Source organism: Azospirillum sp. RU38E (genome assembly GCF_900188385.1).
GTDB lineage: Bacteria > Pseudomonadota > Alphaproteobacteria > Azospirillales > Azospirillaceae > Niveispirillum.
This window is the reverse complement of record NZ_FZOI01000014.1, coordinates 78,082-94,987: the sequence shown is the minus strand read 5'-3', so window position 1 is coordinate 94,987 and position 16,906 is coordinate 78,082. Positions and strand designations below refer to the sequence as shown.

General features: G+C 62.6%; 15 protein-coding genes. 8 read left to right on the top strand and 7 right to left on the bottom strand.

The window, feature by feature from the left end:
* The first annotated feature begins 111 nt into the window (after nt 1–111).
* The gene (locus CHB97_RS19470) at nt 112–657 is read left to right on the top strand and encodes a hypothetical protein (protein WP_089289671.1); all 546 of its coding nucleotides are present in this window, start codon (nt 112–114) and stop codon (nt 655–657) included.
* Nucleotides 658–663: 6 nt separating this feature from the next.
* Here CHB97_RS19470 and CHB97_RS19465 read toward each other — a convergent pair whose 3' ends face one another.
* The gene (locus CHB97_RS19465) at nt 664–1,461 is read right to left on the bottom strand and encodes a rhamnogalacturonan acetylesterase (protein WP_089289670.1); all 798 of its coding nucleotides are present in this window, start codon (nt 1,459–1,461) and stop codon (nt 664–666) included.
* A gap of 182 nt (nt 1,462–1,643) precedes the next feature.
* Between CHB97_RS19465 and CHB97_RS19460 the strand changes: the two genes are divergently transcribed.
* Both CHB97_RS19460 and lepB read left to right on the top strand, forming a co-directional pair.
* Nucleotides 1,644–3,005 carry an RsmB/NOP family class I SAM-dependent RNA methyltransferase gene (locus tag CHB97_RS19460; protein ID WP_089289669.1) on the top strand — a complete coding sequence of 454 codons (1,362 nt, stop codon included), beginning with the start codon at nt 1,644–1,646 and terminating at the stop codon, nt 3,003–3,005.
* A gap of 95 nt (nt 3,006–3,100) precedes the next feature.
* Nucleotides 3,101–3,826: a signal peptidase I gene (gene lepB, locus CHB97_RS19455; protein WP_160106037.1), complete on the top strand. Its 726-nt coding sequence runs from the start codon at nt 3,101–3,103 to the stop codon at nt 3,824–3,826.
* A gap of 125 nt (nt 3,827–3,951) precedes the next feature.
* On the opposite strand, the gene CHB97_RS26125 is transcribed toward lepB, so the two are convergent.
* The 6 genes from CHB97_RS26125 to erpA form a co-directional block, all read right to left on the bottom strand.
* Nucleotides 3,952–4,602 carry a hypothetical protein gene (locus CHB97_RS26125; RefSeq protein ID WP_143271052.1) on the bottom strand — a complete coding sequence of 217 codons (651 nt, stop codon included), beginning with the start codon at nt 4,600–4,602 and terminating at the stop codon, nt 3,952–3,954.
* A 128-nt stretch (nt 4,603–4,730) separates the two neighbouring features.
* Nucleotides 4,731–5,804 carry an isoaspartyl peptidase/L-asparaginase family protein gene (locus CHB97_RS19450; RefSeq protein WP_089289667.1) on the bottom strand — a complete coding sequence of 358 codons (1,074 nt, stop codon included), beginning with the start codon at nt 5,802–5,804 and terminating at the stop codon, nt 4,731–4,733.
* 119 nt (nt 5,805–5,923) lie between these two features.
* Nucleotides 5,924–8,623: a TonB-dependent receptor gene (locus CHB97_RS19445; protein WP_089289666.1), complete on the bottom strand. Its 2,700-nt coding sequence runs from the start codon at nt 8,621–8,623 to the stop codon at nt 5,924–5,926.
* A 327-nt stretch (nt 8,624–8,950) separates the two neighbouring features.
* Nucleotides 8,951–9,262 (bottom strand): DUF2934 domain-containing protein, encoded by a 312-nt coding sequence (locus CHB97_RS19440; protein ID WP_089289665.1) that lies wholly within the window; start codon nt 9,260–9,262, stop codon nt 8,951–8,953.
* Nucleotides 9,263–9,331: 69 nt separating this feature from the next.
* Nucleotides 9,332–10,105, bottom strand: a complete 774-nt coding sequence (gene xth, locus CHB97_RS19435) for an exodeoxyribonuclease III (protein ID WP_089289664.1) — start codon at nt 10,103–10,105, stop codon at nt 9,332–9,334.
* A gap of 35 nt (nt 10,106–10,140) precedes the next feature.
* A complete protein-coding gene (gene erpA, locus CHB97_RS19430) occupies nt 10,141–10,509 on the bottom strand; it encodes an iron-sulfur cluster insertion protein ErpA (protein WP_089289663.1) in 369 nt (122 codons plus the stop codon).
* A gap of 111 nt (nt 10,510–10,620) precedes the next feature.
* Here erpA and dgt point away from each other — a divergent pair, with 111 nt between their 5' ends.
* From dgt to CHB97_RS19405, 5 genes are all read left to right on the top strand, one after another.
* A complete protein-coding gene (gene dgt, locus CHB97_RS19425) occupies nt 10,621–11,943 on the top strand; it encodes a dGTP triphosphohydrolase (protein WP_089289662.1) in 1,323 nt (440 codons plus the stop codon).
* Nucleotides 11,944–12,120: 177 nt separating this feature from the next.
* Nucleotides 12,121–13,866, top strand: a complete 1,746-nt coding sequence (argS, locus tag CHB97_RS19420) for an arginine--tRNA ligase (protein WP_089289661.1) — start codon at nt 12,121–12,123, stop codon at nt 13,864–13,866.
* Between the two features lie 12 nt (nt 13,867–13,878).
* Nucleotides 13,879–15,189 carry an SPOR domain-containing protein gene (locus CHB97_RS19415; RefSeq protein WP_089289660.1) on the top strand — a complete coding sequence of 437 codons (1,311 nt, stop codon included), beginning with the start codon at nt 13,879–13,881 and terminating at the stop codon, nt 15,187–15,189.
* Complete coding sequence (nagZ, locus tag CHB97_RS19410; protein WP_244559616.1) at nt 15,179–16,195, top strand: beta-N-acetylhexosaminidase; 1,017 nt, start codon at nt 15,179–15,181, stop codon at nt 16,193–16,195. The genes CHB97_RS19415 and nagZ overlap by 11 nt, the downstream gene beginning before the upstream one ends.
* Nucleotides 16,196–16,201: 6 nt before the next feature.
* Nucleotides 16,202–16,888, top strand: coding sequence for a site-2 protease family protein (locus tag CHB97_RS19405; RefSeq protein ID WP_089289658.1), 687 nt, complete (start codon nt 16,202–16,204; stop codon nt 16,886–16,888).
* Nucleotides 16,889–16,906: the final 18 nt, after the last annotated feature.

Below are 16,906 nucleotides of genomic sequence, written 5' to 3'. Positions count from 1 at the left end.
CCAACCTGCCTGAAGGTCAAGCTTTCAGCAGGTTGGTATAGGCATGGCTTGACGCCGACATCCCATGGCGCGACCCTTTCCCGATCTGGATATCGGGGGAGGGGAAGCGCCATGCGGATGCAGTTCAGGGCATTGCTTGTCACCATCGCCATCGGGTTGATGGCAACCTCTGCCATCCGCGCGGCGGAGCCTGATCCTTATGCTGCCCTGGCACCTTTCGTCGGCAAGGTCTGGCGGGGGGAAGGATCAGGGCCGGATGGCAAGCCGATGGTGGATGTCACCCGCTGGGACTGGGCCTTGGGCGGCAAGGCGATCCGCACCACCCATGCCCTGACCAGCGCCCCCTATGGCGGGGAGACGATGATCTTCTGGGACAAGGCCACCAACGCCCTGATCTATCATTATTTCACCACCGCCGGCTTCCATACCCAGGGCACCATGGTGGCGGAAGCGCCGGGCCGGCTGGTGGCGGAAGAGGCGGTGAGTGGCCATCCCACCATCACCCGCGTCCGCTCCGTCTCTGTGCTGGACGCGGGGGGCAGCATGAGCGTGTCGTCGGAATATCTGGATGGCGGGACATGGAAGCCCGGCCACAAGATGACCTATCGCCCGGCACCGGCGGGTGTGGAGCCTTTATTCCCCGATACCCGCCGGTGAACTCTGTCAGTTCACTGCACAGGCATCATTGCCCAACACCGGCGGATCATCCGGGCTCAACGGTGTCACATGGGCAGAAACCGGCAGGCCCAAAGCCTTCAGCCGGCCCGCCACCAGTGCTGCGATGGCACGGGCGCCCTTTTCGCTGAAATGCACATCATCGCTCACCCCGTCGGGCCATTGTTTGTAACCGGCCTCCTTGGGATAGTGCAGATAATAGGCTTTCGACGGTTCCACGCCCACTTTCTGCATATAAACGCGGCTGTCATAATTCAGGTCGATCAATGGGGTGGCGGTGGCGTGCGCCACCTCCCGCGTTGCATTGGCATAGGGCGTCAGGCTTTCGCCGATGGCGCCGTTATCATCAAAACGGCGAATGGCGACCGGGGTGATCAATACCGGCGTCGCGCCCTTTTCCCGCGCCATGGCGATGAAGCGCAGCAGATTGGTCTTGAATTCCGGGATGGGCGTATAGCGTTCCGGCTTCTTGTCATTGGCGTCATTATGGCCGAACTGAATCAACAGCGTATCGCCGGTGGAGATATCTTTGGCGATGGCGTCGAACCGTCCTTCCCCGATGAAGGTCTTGGTGGAACGCCCGCCCATGGCCCGGTTCTCCACGCTCTGGCTGGCATCCAGGCTGCATTTCAGCACCATGCCCCAGCCCATCTGCGGGAAACGGTCGGGCTTGTAGCTGGCCGCCGTGCTGTCGCCGGCGATGAAGATCTTGCCTTCCGCCAGCGCCGGGGCGGCCAGCAGCAGGGAACCCAGCGCCAGGGTGGCAAATGTCTTGGCCTTCGTCACGTTTCACATCCCCGATCCATTGGTTTCTTGAAATATGGAATATCATCCTGAAAAATGGAATTCACTTTTGTGGGCTTGATCGGGGCAGCCATCGCGGGGCGGCACTTGTGGCAGGGTGGTTATGGCCCTTATAGTCCCGCGCTTTGGCCCTGCACGGGCCTGTTGCCAGGAATACTGCCCCCATGACACCCGCCGCCCGTCTGGCCACCGCCGTCGATCTGCTTGCCGAGGTGATGGACACGCCGCGCCCCGCCGATGCCGTCACCAGCGCCTTTTTCCGTGCCCGTCGCTATATCGGTGCCAAGGACAGGGCGGATATTGCACAGACGGTCTATGGCGTGATGCGGCGCTGGGCGCGGCTGCATTGGTGGCTGGAACGGGTGAACCATATGCCCGATCCCCGCGCCCTGGTGTTGGCGGATTGCATCCTGGCCGGCGGGCGCACCGCCGATGCCGTGGCCGGCCTGTTCAACGGTGCCAAATTCGCCCCCGCCCCGCTGTCAGACCGGGAGCGCAAGCTGATCCGCGCGCTGGATACCCACACGCTGGACCACCCGTCCCAGACGGAGGAAGTGCAGGGGGAGGTACCGGATTGGGCCGCCGGCCCGATGCGCGCCGCCTTTGGCGACCGCTTCCTGGCGGAAATGGTGGCCATGCTGGGGGAAGCCCCGCTGGACCTGCGCACCAACCCGGTGAAGGGAACGCGCGCCGATGCGCTGAAGGCGCTGGTGGATGCCGGTTACAAGGCGGTGGAAACGCCGCTGTCGCCCGTGGGTGTGCGGCTGGCCACCCGTGCGCCAGTGATGGCGATGGATATCTATAAAAACGGTCTGATCGAAATCCAGGACGAAGGCTCCCAACTGGTCGCCTTCCTGGCCGATGCCAAGCCCGGCATGCAGGTGGTGGATTTCTGCGCCGGGGCCGGTGGCAAGACGCTGGCCATCGCCGCGATGATGGAAAACAAGGGCCGTGTGATTGCCAGCGACGTGCTGGCCGGCCGGCTGGAACGCGCCAAGGAACGGTTCCGCCGCGCGGGCCTGCATAATATCGAAACCCGCGCCCTGAAGAATGAGCGTGACCCCTGGGTGAAGCGTCACAAGGGCAAGTTCGACCGCGTGGTCATCGACGCCCCGTGTTCGGGCACCGGCACCTGGCGGCGCAACCCGGATGCCCGCTGGCGTCCGTTGGGGCCGGGGCTGACCGAACTGATGCCGCTGCAGGCCAGCATTCTGGACAGTGCCGCCCGGCTGGCCCGGCCCGGCGGGCGGGTGATCTATGCCACCTGCTCCCTGCTGCCGGAGGAAAATGAACATCAGGTGGAGGCGTTTCTGGCCAGCCATCCTGACTTCACCCTGGTGCCGGTGGCCGATGCCTGGCCCGAAGCCTGGGGCAAGCCGCCGGTCACCACGCCGATGCTGCGCCTGACCCCGGCCCAGCATGATACGGATGGCTTCTTCGCTGCCGTGCTGGAACGCCGCGCCGATGTGGCGGAGGCGGCGGACGAAACAGCCGCCGAACCGGCGGAAGCCGAAGCGCAGGATTAAAATTTTGAAATCCTTGTCGGCCCTTCCGGTGATTGACCGGGCAGGGGCCGACAGGCATGGTAACGCCGCTTTTCAAAGCGAAGGGAGTATCCGCGTTGCGCGCGTTGATCCGTGAATGGGCGGGGCTGATCGGCTTTGTCGCCATCTTCTATTTCACCACCAACACCTTTCTCTTCGCCGGTTTCCATGTCCCTTCGGAAAGCATGTTGCCGACCCTGAAGGTGGGGGACCAGTTTTATGCGGCCAAATATGCCTATGGCTACAGCCGCTTCTCCACCTCCTTCGTGCCGCTGCCCTTCGGGGAAGGGCGCTTCCCCGACCTGATGCCGGAACGCGGCGACGTGGTGGTCGCCCGCATCCCGCGCATCGAGGAAGATTATGTGAAGCGGGTCATCGGCCTGCCGGGTGACCGTATCCAGGTGATCGGCGGCCGCCTGCACATTAACGGGGAGATGGTGCCGCGCGAAAAGCTGCGGGACTATTCCTACCGTGACAATAGCGGCTTCGTCGTCTCCGTCACCGAATATAAGGAGACGCTGCCGGGGGGCCGCGAGCATCTGATTCTTGAACAGAGCGATAATGGCCGCGACGACAATACGCAGGTCTATGTCGTGCCGGCGGGCCATGTCTTCCTGATGGGCGACAACCGCGACAATTCCCAGGATAGCCGCTACCTGAATCAGGTGGGCTATGTGCCGATTGAGCGTGTGCTGGGCCGTGTCTCCATGGTCGCCTTTGCCCGACGCGGCTGTAACGAGGAACCGGGCCTTGTCTGCCCCGGCGGCGGCTGGTTCGACCGGCTGTTCCACTGGATTAAGTGACCGCCCTCGGGCGCTTGCTCAAATAAAAAGGCCCGGCACCGATCTCTGGTGCCGGGCCTTTTTTTGTTTCAAAATTTGTACAATTTCGTTATACTTATTAATAATGATCTACGTTGCGGGTTCATTCATGCGAATTTGTGAACACATGCCATAATTTGTAAGAGTTTGTCGTAATCTCTGCGATTTTGCGGTAGTTTAGTCCGATTATTTTCGGCAACAATTGGACTAAAATAATCAACAGCCCAATCCCATAACTCCTTATCATTGAGTATTCTTGCGGCTGCCGGAATCGTATATTCGCTAAAAGGTTCAAAATATTGCCGTTCCTTGACATAGGGAACTGCAGCTGACAGGTCTGAAAAATTGGCAAGACGATCCAGATTGGATAAAATATGATCTTTGATTTCCTCCGCTGTGGCAACCACCGCCCCCTTCCGGTAGCTGGTCTTGACTGCGGCATCGAGGCTATCATTATCACTATAATAGCATCCCATATCCTCAATAAAGAGTCCATATAACTTAAGTTTAAAACCGTCTACAGCGGGATCAGGCCATTCGGCTAATCTCGAAGATTTAATAAGAAAATTGTTGACGCTATCAAATCGTAATCCGCAACTAATTCTTAATTCTGACCAAATGCCATCGGCGGAAAAAAAGGCAATAACTCCCTTTTTAAGTGGACAAAAGAATCCCTCACCGAACTCAGCACTGCGGAATCCATATGATTTCAAAGAGTCTCGAAGGTATTTTTTTGTCTCTCTGTGGAAATTGATCATGCCGTTCTCCTATAATGATTTTTGATAAAAAAATTTTCACAAATTCAACTGGATCGAGCAACCGCCCTCGGGCGATTGCTCAAATAAAAAGGCCCGGCACCGATCTCTGGTGCCGGGCCTTTTTGCTTTCAGCGTTCGCCCTTGAAAATGGCAACCACGGGCTTTTGCCCCTCTGCCGCCATGGCCCGGTACATGCCGGATGTATTGAAGCTCCAGGCCAGGGTGCCGTCGGCGGCGACGGCAATCACCCCGCCATCCCCGCCCAGGGCCGTCAGTTGTTTCTGAATCACCGCGTCGGCGGCCTGTTGCAGGCTTTTGCCACCGTACCCGACCAGATTGCAGACTTCGCGTGCCACGCCGAGGCGGATGAAATATTCCCCCGTGCCGGTACCGGACACGGCACAGGATTTGTCATCGGCATAGGTGCCGGCCCCGATGATCGGGCTGTCGCCCACCCGGCCCCACAGCTTGGCCGTGGTGCCCCCGGTGGAGGTGCCGGCGGCGACATGGCCGGCCCGGTCGCGGGCCACCACACCGACCGTGCCGAACTTGCGGTCTTCCGGCAGCCCGTCGCCCTGGGCCAGCGCGGCTGGTTCCGGCCCCACACCCGGCGGGCGCGGGGGGATGGGCAGACCGTGTTCCTTCAGGCTCCGCTTCAGGGATTGCCAACGCTTCTCGGTGAAGAACCAGGAAGGATCAGCCTTCTCCACGCCTTTTTCGGCACCAAACCGTTCCGCCCCCTGGCCGATCATCATCACATGCGGTGATTGCTCCATTACCGCGCGGGCCAGGGTGATCGGGTTGCGGATGCCGGTAATGCCGGCCACTGCCCCCGCCTTCAGCGTGGCGCCATCCATGATGGCGGCGTCCAGCTCATTCCGGCCGTCGGCGGTGAAGACGGCACCGCGCCCGGCATTGAACAGCGGATCATCCTCCAGCCCGCGCACCACGGCTTCTACCGCATCCAGGGCCGACCCGCCCTTGTCCAGCACGGCGGTGCCCCGATCCAGTGCCGCCTGCAGCGCGGCGCGATAGGTTGCCTCCGTCTCTGCCGACATGGTTTCCCGATCCATCACCCCGGCCCCGCCATGCACAGCCAGGGCCCAGCCGGGCTTCGGGGCGGCTGGGGGAGCTGGGGTGGTGCAGCCACCGGCCAGCAAGGACAGGGCCAGCAGGAAGGGGGCGGAGCGGGGACGCGGCATGGGCAACCTGCCTTCAGCAAGGGGAGAACGATCCCTTGATAGCAAAAAAATAGGCGGAGCGGGTTTCCCCGTTCCGCCCTTGAAAGTCTGTTCCGTTATAGGGAGGAGAGCGAACTTGCTCAGAAGCGGGCGCGCACGCCCGCGTAAATCCGCCGGCCGAACGTATCGAAGATCGTCCGACGGTACTCGCTGTTGGCATTCTCCACGCGGGTGGCGTCCAGAATGTTCACAGCTTCCAGGAACACGGAATATTGATCCGTGACATTATAGCTGACGGAGCCATCCAACTGGCCGAAGGCTTCGCCAAATTCGGGGTTGCCGCCACGACCGCTGGCCGTGATCAGGTATTTCGACCGCCAGTTATAAGAGACGCGGGCCGAGAAGGCCTCGTCCTCATAATAGGCAGAGAGGTTATAGCTGTTGCGGGACAGGCCGATGAAGCTCAGCTTCTCACCCGTGAACTTGTCCGTCCCCTGATAGCCGCTATCGTCGGAGAATGTGTAGTTCGCAATCACACCCATATTGTTGAAGGGTGCGGGCAGGAAGCCCAATCCATACTGCACGCCGGCTTCCAGGCCGTTGATCGTCACCTTCTCCGTCCCGTTGCTGGGAATGACAACACCATAGGTGAAGCCATCCACCACTTCCGGCACGGTGGTGTTCTGGATGAAGGAAGAGATTTCCTTACGGAAATAAGTGGCAGAGAAGAAGTCGGTACGGTTCAGATAATATTCCAGACCCGCATCATACTGCGTCGCCTCATAGGGCTTCAGGTCCGGGTTGCCGCGTGAACCGGTATAGCCAACCGTATCCAGGGTGCGGCGCGGGGCCAGCTGTTGGGGTGTGGGGCGGGCCAGCACCTTGGTTGCCGTCAAACGGCCCTGCAGCTTTTCCGGGATCAGGTCGAACTTCAGGTTCAGCGCCGGCAGATACTTGGTGTACTCGCCATTATATTCAACGGGCGCATAGGTGATCACGCCCGTTGCGCTCTTGTTCTGGCTATAGCCCTTGGACGTCGTGCGGGTGTTCACAGCACGCACGCCGACCACGCCGGAAACCGGAACCAGGGCATCAAAGGCGAACGAGGCCTGGACATAGCCGGCGCGGTTCTTGTCCTCAACCTCCCAGCTATCCAGATATTGCGGGCTGCCATAGGGGTCCAGCAGGCCACCGGCCTCCACCACGCCATTGCCCAGATTCAGCCAGCGGGTGATGGAAGGATCAAAGCCCAGCGAACCGGTCTTGAAGAAAGGCACGTCCCCCAGCGTGGCATTGCTGCCGACAATCTGCTGAATCTTGCCCAGCAGGGACGGGTTGGTGAAGCCATTCAAAACATTGGAGGAGGAGTAATAACGGCTGTCAGCGGTCAGGTTGCGGATCTCGACACCGGCCTTGACCGCGGTGATGAAGCCGTCATCGAACTTATATTCCGCGTCGAACTTGCCGTCCCATTCATCCTGATCATTGATGCGCGGCTTGTGCGACAGGGTCAGCTGGTTCAGGCCAACCGGGCTGGTCGGGTCGAAATTCACCCGGATATCGGGGGCGTGCTTGCTGTTGGTGTAATCCACCACCAGCCGGCTGAGGCCGATCACATCGCCGACGGCGTTGATTTCATCATTGAAGGCGCGCGCGTGGGCATAGGAGCCGCGGGCCGTCAGCGTCAGATTTTCCGTCGCTTCCCACTTGGAATTAATCGCGGTGTTCCACTGGGTGCGGGTCAGCGTACCCAGGATATTGCGGTAGGAGCCGGTCAGTTGCTGGCCCTGGGCCAGCTTCGGATCATTGACGAATTCGATATGGGAGACGGTATTGTCTGGCCCAACAGTGGTCTTTGACTTGTCAACCAGGCTCTCGCTGCCGGCGGTGGCAAATTGCAGGAACTGGGAATCTACATCCTGCTTGCCCTTGGCATAATTGCCGTCAATGCCCAGGCTGAACGTGTCGGTGGGGCGCCATTCGACGGCGCCATTCAGGGCAACGCGTTCCGTTTCCAGGCGGTTGATGACATAGCGCGGAATGTCGGGGGCGAATTCTTTGATGCCATTGCCATTCAGGTCGCCGATCTGGCGCCAGCCGGTGGTGCGGGCCTCGTGGGTGGAGACATGGCGGTTTTCATAGGTCGCCCCCAGCACAACGCCAACCGTGTCGTTGGCCAGCGTGGTGCCGCCGATGATGGCGGCCTTGGGATCGAACTTCTCTGCGGTCTCGCTCCAGATCGTCTGCAGGGAGCCGGCTACAAACGGCTCATCGCTGTCAAACGGACGGCGGGTGATGATGCGCACTGTGCCGCCCAGGCCGCCTTCGGTCATCTCCGGGGTGACGGACTTCACCACTTCCAGGCGGTTGATGAATTCAACCGGCATGTCGCGGAAATCGACATCGCGGCCGCCGCCCACCGTGGTGGACAGGGCAGAGGTACCGTTGACTTCCACGCGGTTCAGCGACGGGTCGGCACCACGGATGGAGACGGTGGCCCCTTCGCCATTGGTGCGGGAAATCTGCACGCCGGTGATGCGCTGCAGCGCCTCACCGATGTTCTTATCGGGGAATTTACCGACATCTTCGGCCGAGATGGCATCCAGAACCTGGGCAGCGTCACGCTTGGCGCTGAGTGCCTGTTCCAGCGAACGGCGAATGCCGGTCACGATGATTTCTTCCAGCATTTCCGGTTCCCCAGAAACGGCGGGTGCTGCGGCATTCTGGCCCAGGGCAGGGGCGGCCATGCCCAGCAGCAGCGCGAGACCACCGACGGCCAGGGCGCTGGTGGAAGCGCTGCTGCGCAGGCGCGCACGCTGCCGGAATTCAACACTTCTCATGATTTCTCTCCCATCCTTTCCCCGGCGGTACGTGGCGCATCGGGGTTGGTTTGATCATTCCGTCCCCGTCAGTGCCGGGTTCGGCGGAAAATCGCTGCTTTGTGGGTTCGAGCCCCATGGTTCCCGGCTCTGATGAGCCGATCGCATCCCGTTCCCTGAACTGTTCGTTCATTATTTGGGACTATCTTTCACATTGCGGACGGGGCGTCAAGCAGGTTTCCGATGGGATAAGACAGAGACAAAAGGTGAAATTATCAAAAAATAAACCCCGCTCTGGTTGAGCGGGGTTGGTTAATTTTCATTAACTAAGTTGATTGACCTTTGTATTCAGTCTGTTTGTTCGGCAGGCAGCCCCTGCCGCTCGGTGGATATCAGGGTGTCGTTTCCATCGGAAACAATGCCCTTGTCGGCGTTACCGATAAGACGGGGGTTGTTCGTCTCCTGGAACAGCCGGCCCGCTTCCTGCTGTTCGGGCGGCGGTGCTGTGGCGCTGCCCGCCGCTTGGGCACGGGCGCGCAAATCCTCTTCAGCGATTTCCTGGCGCGCGCGTGCCCAGTGGTGCTGGTCGGCGCCCAGCGGACGTCCTTCACGCTCCCAAATCTCATGGGCGCGCTGGCGGATACGGTCTTCATCCTGCATGAACCGGACTCCTGTAATGAGTGATTTCCTTAAGAAAACACCCAACGCAGGGTCCGGTTCCGTTTGCGCTCAGTCCCGCAATTCCAGGATCACCGGCGTATGGTCAGAGGCCTTCTCCCGCCCGCGTGGTTCCCGGTCAATCTCGCACGCCACCAGCCGGTCAGCGGCCTGGGGGGAAAGCAGGAAATGGTCGATGCGCAGGCCCTTGTCGCGCGGCCAGGCCCCGGCCTGATAATCCCAGAAGCTATAGGCGCGGGCCAGACCCGGATGCAGGGCGCGGAATGCCTCTGTATAGCCAAGCGCCAGGATTTCCTGGAATTTCAGCCGTGTGTCCTGGCGGAACAGGGCATCATCGGCCCAGCCGATGGGGTCATAGACATCCATGGCCGCCGGGATGACATTATAATCACCGCCCAGCACCACCGGTATTTCGCGGGCCAGCAGGTCGCGCGCATGAAGCCGCAGCCGCTCCATCCAGCGCAGCTTGTAGGGGTACTTCTCCGTATCCACCGGGTTGCCGTTGGGCAGATACAGGCTGGCGATGCGTACCCCGGCGATGGTGGCCTCTACATAGCGGGCCTGTTCATCCTCCGGCTCGCCCGGCAGCCGGGTGATAATGTCCTCCGCCGGCTGTCTGGAGAGCAGGGCGACGCCATTATAGCTTTTCTGCCCCACCGCCTGGACGTGGTAGCCCAGTTCCTGAAACGCGGCGGCGGGGAAGTTCGGCGTCTCGCATTTGATTTCCTGGAACAGCACCACATCCGGGCTGGTAGCGGCCAGCCAATCGGTGACGTTCGGCAGGCGGGCCTTGACGGAATTGACGTTCCAAGTGGCGATCTTCACGGGGGGGGTCTTTCAGCCGGGGAAATTCAGACAAATCAAACAGAGAAGGAAGCACCGCAGCCACAGGAGGAGGAGGCGTTGGGATTGTTGATCTTGAAATAGCTGCCCATCAGATCTTCGACATAATCCACCTCGGCCCCGGCCAACAGGTCCAGCGAGGTGTCGTCCACCACCATCTTCGCATTGTCGCGGGCGAACAGGTGGTCATCTTCGTTCACAGCGGTGTCGAAGCTGAAACCATACTGGAAGCCCGAACAGCCGCCGCCCGACACGGTCAGGCGCAGCATCTGGTCGGGATTGCCCTCCAGTGCCGCCAGCTTGGCGATGCGGGCAGCAGCACGCGCTGTCAGGTTCATCACCCGGTCGGCGGGGGCATCGGACTGGTTTTCCGACAAAATCGACATGGCAGGCGATCCTTCATCCGTTAACGTCTGGACAAACGCTTGCACCCTATGTAAGCGCCGAACAGCCATCCGTCAAAGCGGACGGCATCATAGCACGGAGGGCGCCCCAGGATGATGCGCTGGAACCAGCTTCTTTCCCGCCAGCGTCTGGCCAAGGAAGGGCTTGCCCCGGAGCTGCCTTACCGCAGCGCCTTTGAGATCGATATCGACCGCATCACCTTTTCCACCAGCTTCCGCCGACTGTCCGACAAGCAGCAGGTGCATGGCATTGGCGGGTCGGATTATGTGCGATCCCGCCTGACCCATTCGATGGAGGCGGCCCGCGTGGGCCGGTCGCTGGGCAGTTGGGCGGGGGCGGAAATCATCGGGCGCTATGGTCAGGATGCCGTGCCGGCCAGTGCCTTCGATATCGGCAATGTGGTGGCAGCCGCCGCCTTGGCGCATGATCTGGGCACGCCCTGCTTTGCCCATACGGGTGAGGATATCATCTCCGACTGGTTCCGCAGCGCGCCTCTGGGTCAGCGCATCCAGGACGGGCTGGATGGCCAGCAATGCAGCGAGCTGCGCAATTTTGAGGGCAATGCCCAGGGCTTCCGCGTATTGACGCGCCTGCAGGGCTGGCGGGCCAGCGGCGGGCTGCAGCTGACCGCTGCTACGCTGGGGGCCTATGGCAAGTACCCATGGAGCGCGCCGGCCAGCCCCGAGGAGGTGCGGCCCCACAAGCGCAAATATGGCTTCTTCGGCAGCGAAACCGGCTTCATGGCTGATGTGGCCAATGAACTGGGCCTGATCCCCATCGGGCGCGATGCCTGGTGCCGCCACCCGCTGGCCTATCTGGTGGAGGCGGCGGACGATGCCTGTTACTCCGTCGTGGATATCGAAGATGCGGTGAAGATGCGGATGCTGTCCTTCACCGATGCGCAGGAATTGCTGGAACCGCTGATCGAATGGGACCGCCAGGAATATAGCGCCATTGATGATGAGGATCGCCGACTGATCTATCTGCGCGCCCGCGCCATTGACCGGCTGGTGCATGATGCCGGCCTGGCCTTTCAGGAAAAGCTGGCCGACATCATGGAAGGCAAGCCGGTCGGCCCGCTGCTGAACATGATCGAACGCAAGGACGCCCTGAAGGAGATTTCAGAGGTCAGCTATACCCGCATCTATCGCGGCCAGCAGCGCTGCGAGACGGATATCGTGGCCGCCCGCACCATCACCATTCTGCTGGAAGCCTATGGGGAGGCGATGCTGGCGCGCGAGGCGCTCGGGCCTTCCGGGGAACTGCCGCGCCGCTTCGCCTCCCTGCTGGAAACGGTGCCGGGCATCCGCCGCATTCCTTATGACCGGGCGGGCTGGGTGCGGGCCTTGCTGGATTACATTGCCGGCATGACCGATCGTTTCGCCATCCGGCAGGCGCAATTGATTGCGGGGTAGGTTTCTGACCCTGATCGCCCAAGCCCTGCCTATCCACTTCTGCCACATTCCCGCCCTTCATATCTGCACACTGTGCGTTGCGGGATGATCGGTGTAGGGTGCCATGATGACCCCGTACCGGTGCCTTGGCGCCGGGCCGTGGGCAATCTGCCCGGACCTTGAGTCAAGCCTGGAAAAATGAACGTCTTCAAAGATTTCGAAGCCAAGATCGTTACGGCGCTGGAACAGATGGTGGCGGCGGGGGAACTGCCGGCCGGGCTTGATTTCGCCCGAATCACCGTGGAGCCGCCGCGCGATGCCAGCCATGGCGATGTCTCCACCAATGCCGCGATGGTGCTGGCCAAGCCGGCGGGCAAGCCGCCGCGCGCCATTGCCGAGGCACTGGTGGCCCGCCTGAAGGGCATGGATGCCGTGACGGAGGCCAGCGTGGCCGGCCCCGGCTTCGTCAATCTGCGCATTGATACCGGCTGGTGGCTGACCCGCATGGCGGACATCCTGACGGCAGGGGACGCCTATGGCGAAAGCAAGCTGGGCGCCGGCCGCCGGGTGAATGTGGAATTCGTCTCCGCCAACCCCACCGGCCCCATGCATGTGGGCCATACCCGTGGCGCGGTGGTGGGCGACGTGCTGGCCCGCCTGCTGGCCAAAGTCGGCTATGACGTCACGCGCGAATATTACATCAATGATGCCGGTGCCCAGGTCGATGTGCTGGCCCGTTCGGCCTATCTGCGCTATCGCGAGGCGCTGGGTGAGACGGTGACGATCCCGGAAGGACTGTATCCGGGTGATTATCTGAAGCCGGTCGGCCAGGCCCTGAAGGATCAGGATGGCGACCGCTGGCTGCAGGCGGAGGAGGGCGAATGGCTGCCCTATTTCCGCAGCTTCACCGTTGCCCGCATGATGGTGATGATCAAGCAGGATTTGGTTCTGCTGGGCGTCGAACATGACGTCTTCTCGTCCGAGAAGGCGGTGGTGGATGCCGGTGCGGTGGATACGGCGCTGAAGGCGCTGGAAGATCAGGGCCTGATCTATACCGGCGTGCTGGAGCCGCCCAAGGGCAAGAAGCCCGAGGATTGGGAGCCGCGCCCGCAGACCCTGTTCCGCGCCACCCAGTTTGGTGACGATGTGGACCGGCCGCTGAAGAAGTCGGACGGTTCCTGGACCTATTTCGCCAACGACATCGCCTATCACTATGACAAGTTCCGCCGCTCTGGCGAGCTGCTGATCGACGTGCTGGGTGCTGACCACGGTGGCTATGTCAAGCGGATGCAGGCCGCTGTCACGGCCATCACCGGTGGCAAGGGCGCGCTGGATGTGAAGATCTGCCAGCTGGTCAACCTGCTGGATGATGGCCAGCCGGTGAAAATGTCCAAGCGCGCCGGTCGCTTCGTCACGCTGCGCGACATTGTGGAGGAAGTGGGGGCGGGTGTCGTCCGCTTCATCATGCTGACCCGCCGCAATGACCAGACGCTGGATTTCGATCTGGTCAAGGTCACGGAAAAGTCCAAGGAAAACCCGGTTTTCTATGTGCAGTATGCCCATGCACGCTGCCATTCCGTGCTGCGCCATGCTGAAGAGGCAGGCTATGCGCTGGATGCCGCCGGGCTGGCCGCTGCCCCGCTGTCGCGCCTGGACGCGGATGAGGAAGTGGCGCTGGTCAAGCTGATGCAGTCCTTCCCCCGCACGGTGGAAGCGGCGGCGGAAGCGCATGAACCGCACCGGATCGCCTTCTACCTCTATGATCTGGCCTCGGCCTTCCATGGGCTGTGGAACAAGGGCAAGGATGATGCATCCATGCGCTTCCTGATCGAAGGTGATGCGGAACTGACCCGCGCCCGTCTGGCGCTGATCACCGCCGTTGCCCAGGTCATCGCGGCCGGGCTGCACATTCTGGGTGTTGAGCCCGTCAAGGAAATGCGCTGAGGCGAAGAAGCCATGTCTTACCAGGACGATGAGGAAGAAGGCGGCCTGCACAATCCCGCCGATCCGGCGGGGCAGGGGCGTCCGCGTCCGCAATCGGGCTTGCGGGCTGATTTCCGGGCCGATCCGGCCTGGAATGGGCGGGGGGGCGCACCGCGCCCGCCCGAACCGTCGCTGACGGCCGATTACGCATCGCCTGCCGCACCGCCGCCGCCCAGCCATGACCCGAATGCGGGCTATGAGGCGGATTATGTGGAGCCGGCGCGCGGGCCGTCCACAGCGGGATATCGCGCGCCGGCGCCCGATCCCTATCAGCCCCGTGTCCAGCCGCAGCCCCCCGTCTATGCCGATGACGGCTATGATGATGGCTATTATGACGGTCAGCAGGGTTATGCCGAGCCGCCGGCAAAGCGGCGCGGCATCATCAATGCGGCCATCGTCGCCGGTGGTCTGGCCGTGTTTGGCGGCATCATCTTCTATGCCTATAATCAGGGGATGCGGGCGGGTACGGAAAGCGTCGCCCCGATCCTGCGGGCCGATGCCTCCCCCACCAAGGTCAAGCCGGAACAGCCGGGCGGGCTGGAAGTGCCGCATCAGGACCGGCTGGTCTATGACCGGCTGAACCCTTCAGCCAATGGCGATGAGGGGGAGGTGGAGCGGCTGCTGCCCCCGCCGGAAACGCCGATGGAACGCCCCCGTGCCGAGGCGGAACCACCGGCGGAAGAGCCGATGATGCCGATGGCGGAAGAAGGTGAAGGCGAATTGGCCGGTGGTCGCCATGCGGCAGCCCCGCCGGAGCCCATGTTGCCGCCGCCGCAACAGCCGGTGACGCAGCAGCCCAGCTATAAGCCGACGGCCCCGGCCAGCCAGCCGACCCCGGCACCGGTGCAGCAGAATGCCGTGCCGCCCGCCCATGGGGGGGGAACGCCGGCAACGACGGCAACGGCACGGCCGCAGCAACTGGTGCCGCCGGCACCGGCTGCACCGCCCAAGCCGGCCCCGCAGGTGGCACAGGCCCCGGTTGCCGCACCGCCGACGCCCAAGCCCACCCCGGCCCCCGCGCCGGCGGCCACCACCGCCACCGGTTCGGTCCGCCTGCAGGTGGCCGCCGTGGATAGTGAGGCCAAGGCCGCCGCTGAATGGTCACGCCTGCAGCGCAAGTTCCCCGGCGAGCTGGGTGGGCTTTCCATGCGCACGGTGCGGGTCGATCTGGGGCCGAAGGGCATTTTCTACCGTATCCAGGGCGGACCGGTGGATGAAGCGCGGGCCAAGCAGATTTGCACGGCGCTGGCTGCCCAGGGGGCGGGGTGTGTCCTTGTCCGCTAAGCGTCCGCTTGCCCTTGTGCTGGGCTGTGCCGGTCCCCGGCTGTTGCCGGAAGAGAGGGCGTTCTTCCAGGATGCCGACCCGTTCGGCTTCATCCTGTTCCGGCGCAATGTCGAAACGCCGGAACAGGTGCGGGCCCTGGTGGCGGACCTGCGCGACAGCGTGGGGCGCCATGCCCCGGTGCTGATCGATCAGGAAGGCGGCCGGGTGGCCCGGCTGCGCCCGCCGCACTGGCCGGAATTGCCGTCCGCTGCCCGGATCGGTGCGCTGGGGGATGATGCCCCGCACGCCGCCTGGCTGCACGGCCGCCTGCTGGCCGCCATGCTGTCCGATCTGGGGATCGATGTGGATTGCGCGCCGGTGGCCGATGTGCCGGTGCCGGGCGCACATGATGTGATCGGCGACCGCGCCTTTGCCGGCGATCCCGCACGGGTGGCGGCACTGGCCGCCGCACAGGCGGAAGGGCTGCTGGATGGCGGGGTGCTGCCCGTGGTCAAGCATATACCCGGCCATGGCCGGGCCTTTGCGGACAGCCATCTGGAACTGCCGGTGGTCACCACGCCACTGGCGGAGCTGGATGCCTGGGACTTCGCCCCCTTTAAGGCGCTGGCCGGACTGCCGCTGGCCATGGTGGCGCATGTTGTCTATACGGCCATCGATCCGGATCGGCCCGCCAGCGTGTCGCCGCAGGTGATCGGGCACATCGTGCGCGATACCATCGGTTTTGACGGGCTGCTGTTCAGCGACGATCTCTCCATGCAGGCACTGAGCGGCAGCGTGGGTGACCGCACGGCCGCCGTGCTGGCGGCGGGCTGCGACATTGCCTTGCACTGCAATGGCAAGATGGACGAAATGCGCGACGCCGTGACCCGTGCCGCCCCCCTGACACAGCAGGCGGGTGAACGCTGGGAACGTGCGCAGGCCCAGCGCCGGCCGGTTCCCCCGGCGGCAGAGGCGGCGGGCCTGCGAGCGGCTTTGGCGGATTTGCTGGCGGGAAGGATGGCTTGAGGGCCGATGCTCGATATTGAAAACATCCTGCTGCAGATTTCCGTCATGGCCTTGCCCGCCCTGCTGGCCATCACCTTGCACGAAGCGGCACACGGCTATGCCGCGCTGCATTTCGGGGATGATACGGCCAAGCGGCAGGGGCGGCTCAGCCTCAACCCACTGCGCCATATTGATCCGCTGGGCACTGTCATCCTGCCGCTGGTGATGTTTGCCACCACCGGCTTCATGTTCGGCTGGGCCAAGCCGGTGCCGGTGGATTTCCGCAATCTGCGCAACCCGCGCCGGGATATGGTCTGGGTGGCTGCGGCGGGGCCGGCGGTGAATATTGTGCTGGCCCTGGTCTCCGCCCTGCTGCTTCACACCGCCAATCTGGTGCCGGATTTCATGGCGGAATGGTTCATGCGTAATCTGGCGATTTCCTTGCAGTTCAACGTACTGCTGGCCTGTTTCAACATGATCCCGCTGCCGCCACTGGATGGCGGCCGGGTGGCGGTGGGGCTGCTGCCCGATGCGCTGGCCTTTCCACTGGCGCGGCTGGAACGCTATGGCATGTTCATCCTGATCGGCGTCGCTTTCCTGATCCCCTTTATTGCCGGCAAACTGGGCTATGATTTCAGCCCCTTGGGGATGGTACTGTTGCCAGTGGTGGATATGGTGGTGGACTGGATCGTTCGGCTGACAGGGCTGATGTAATGCCCGTTTCATCCCGTT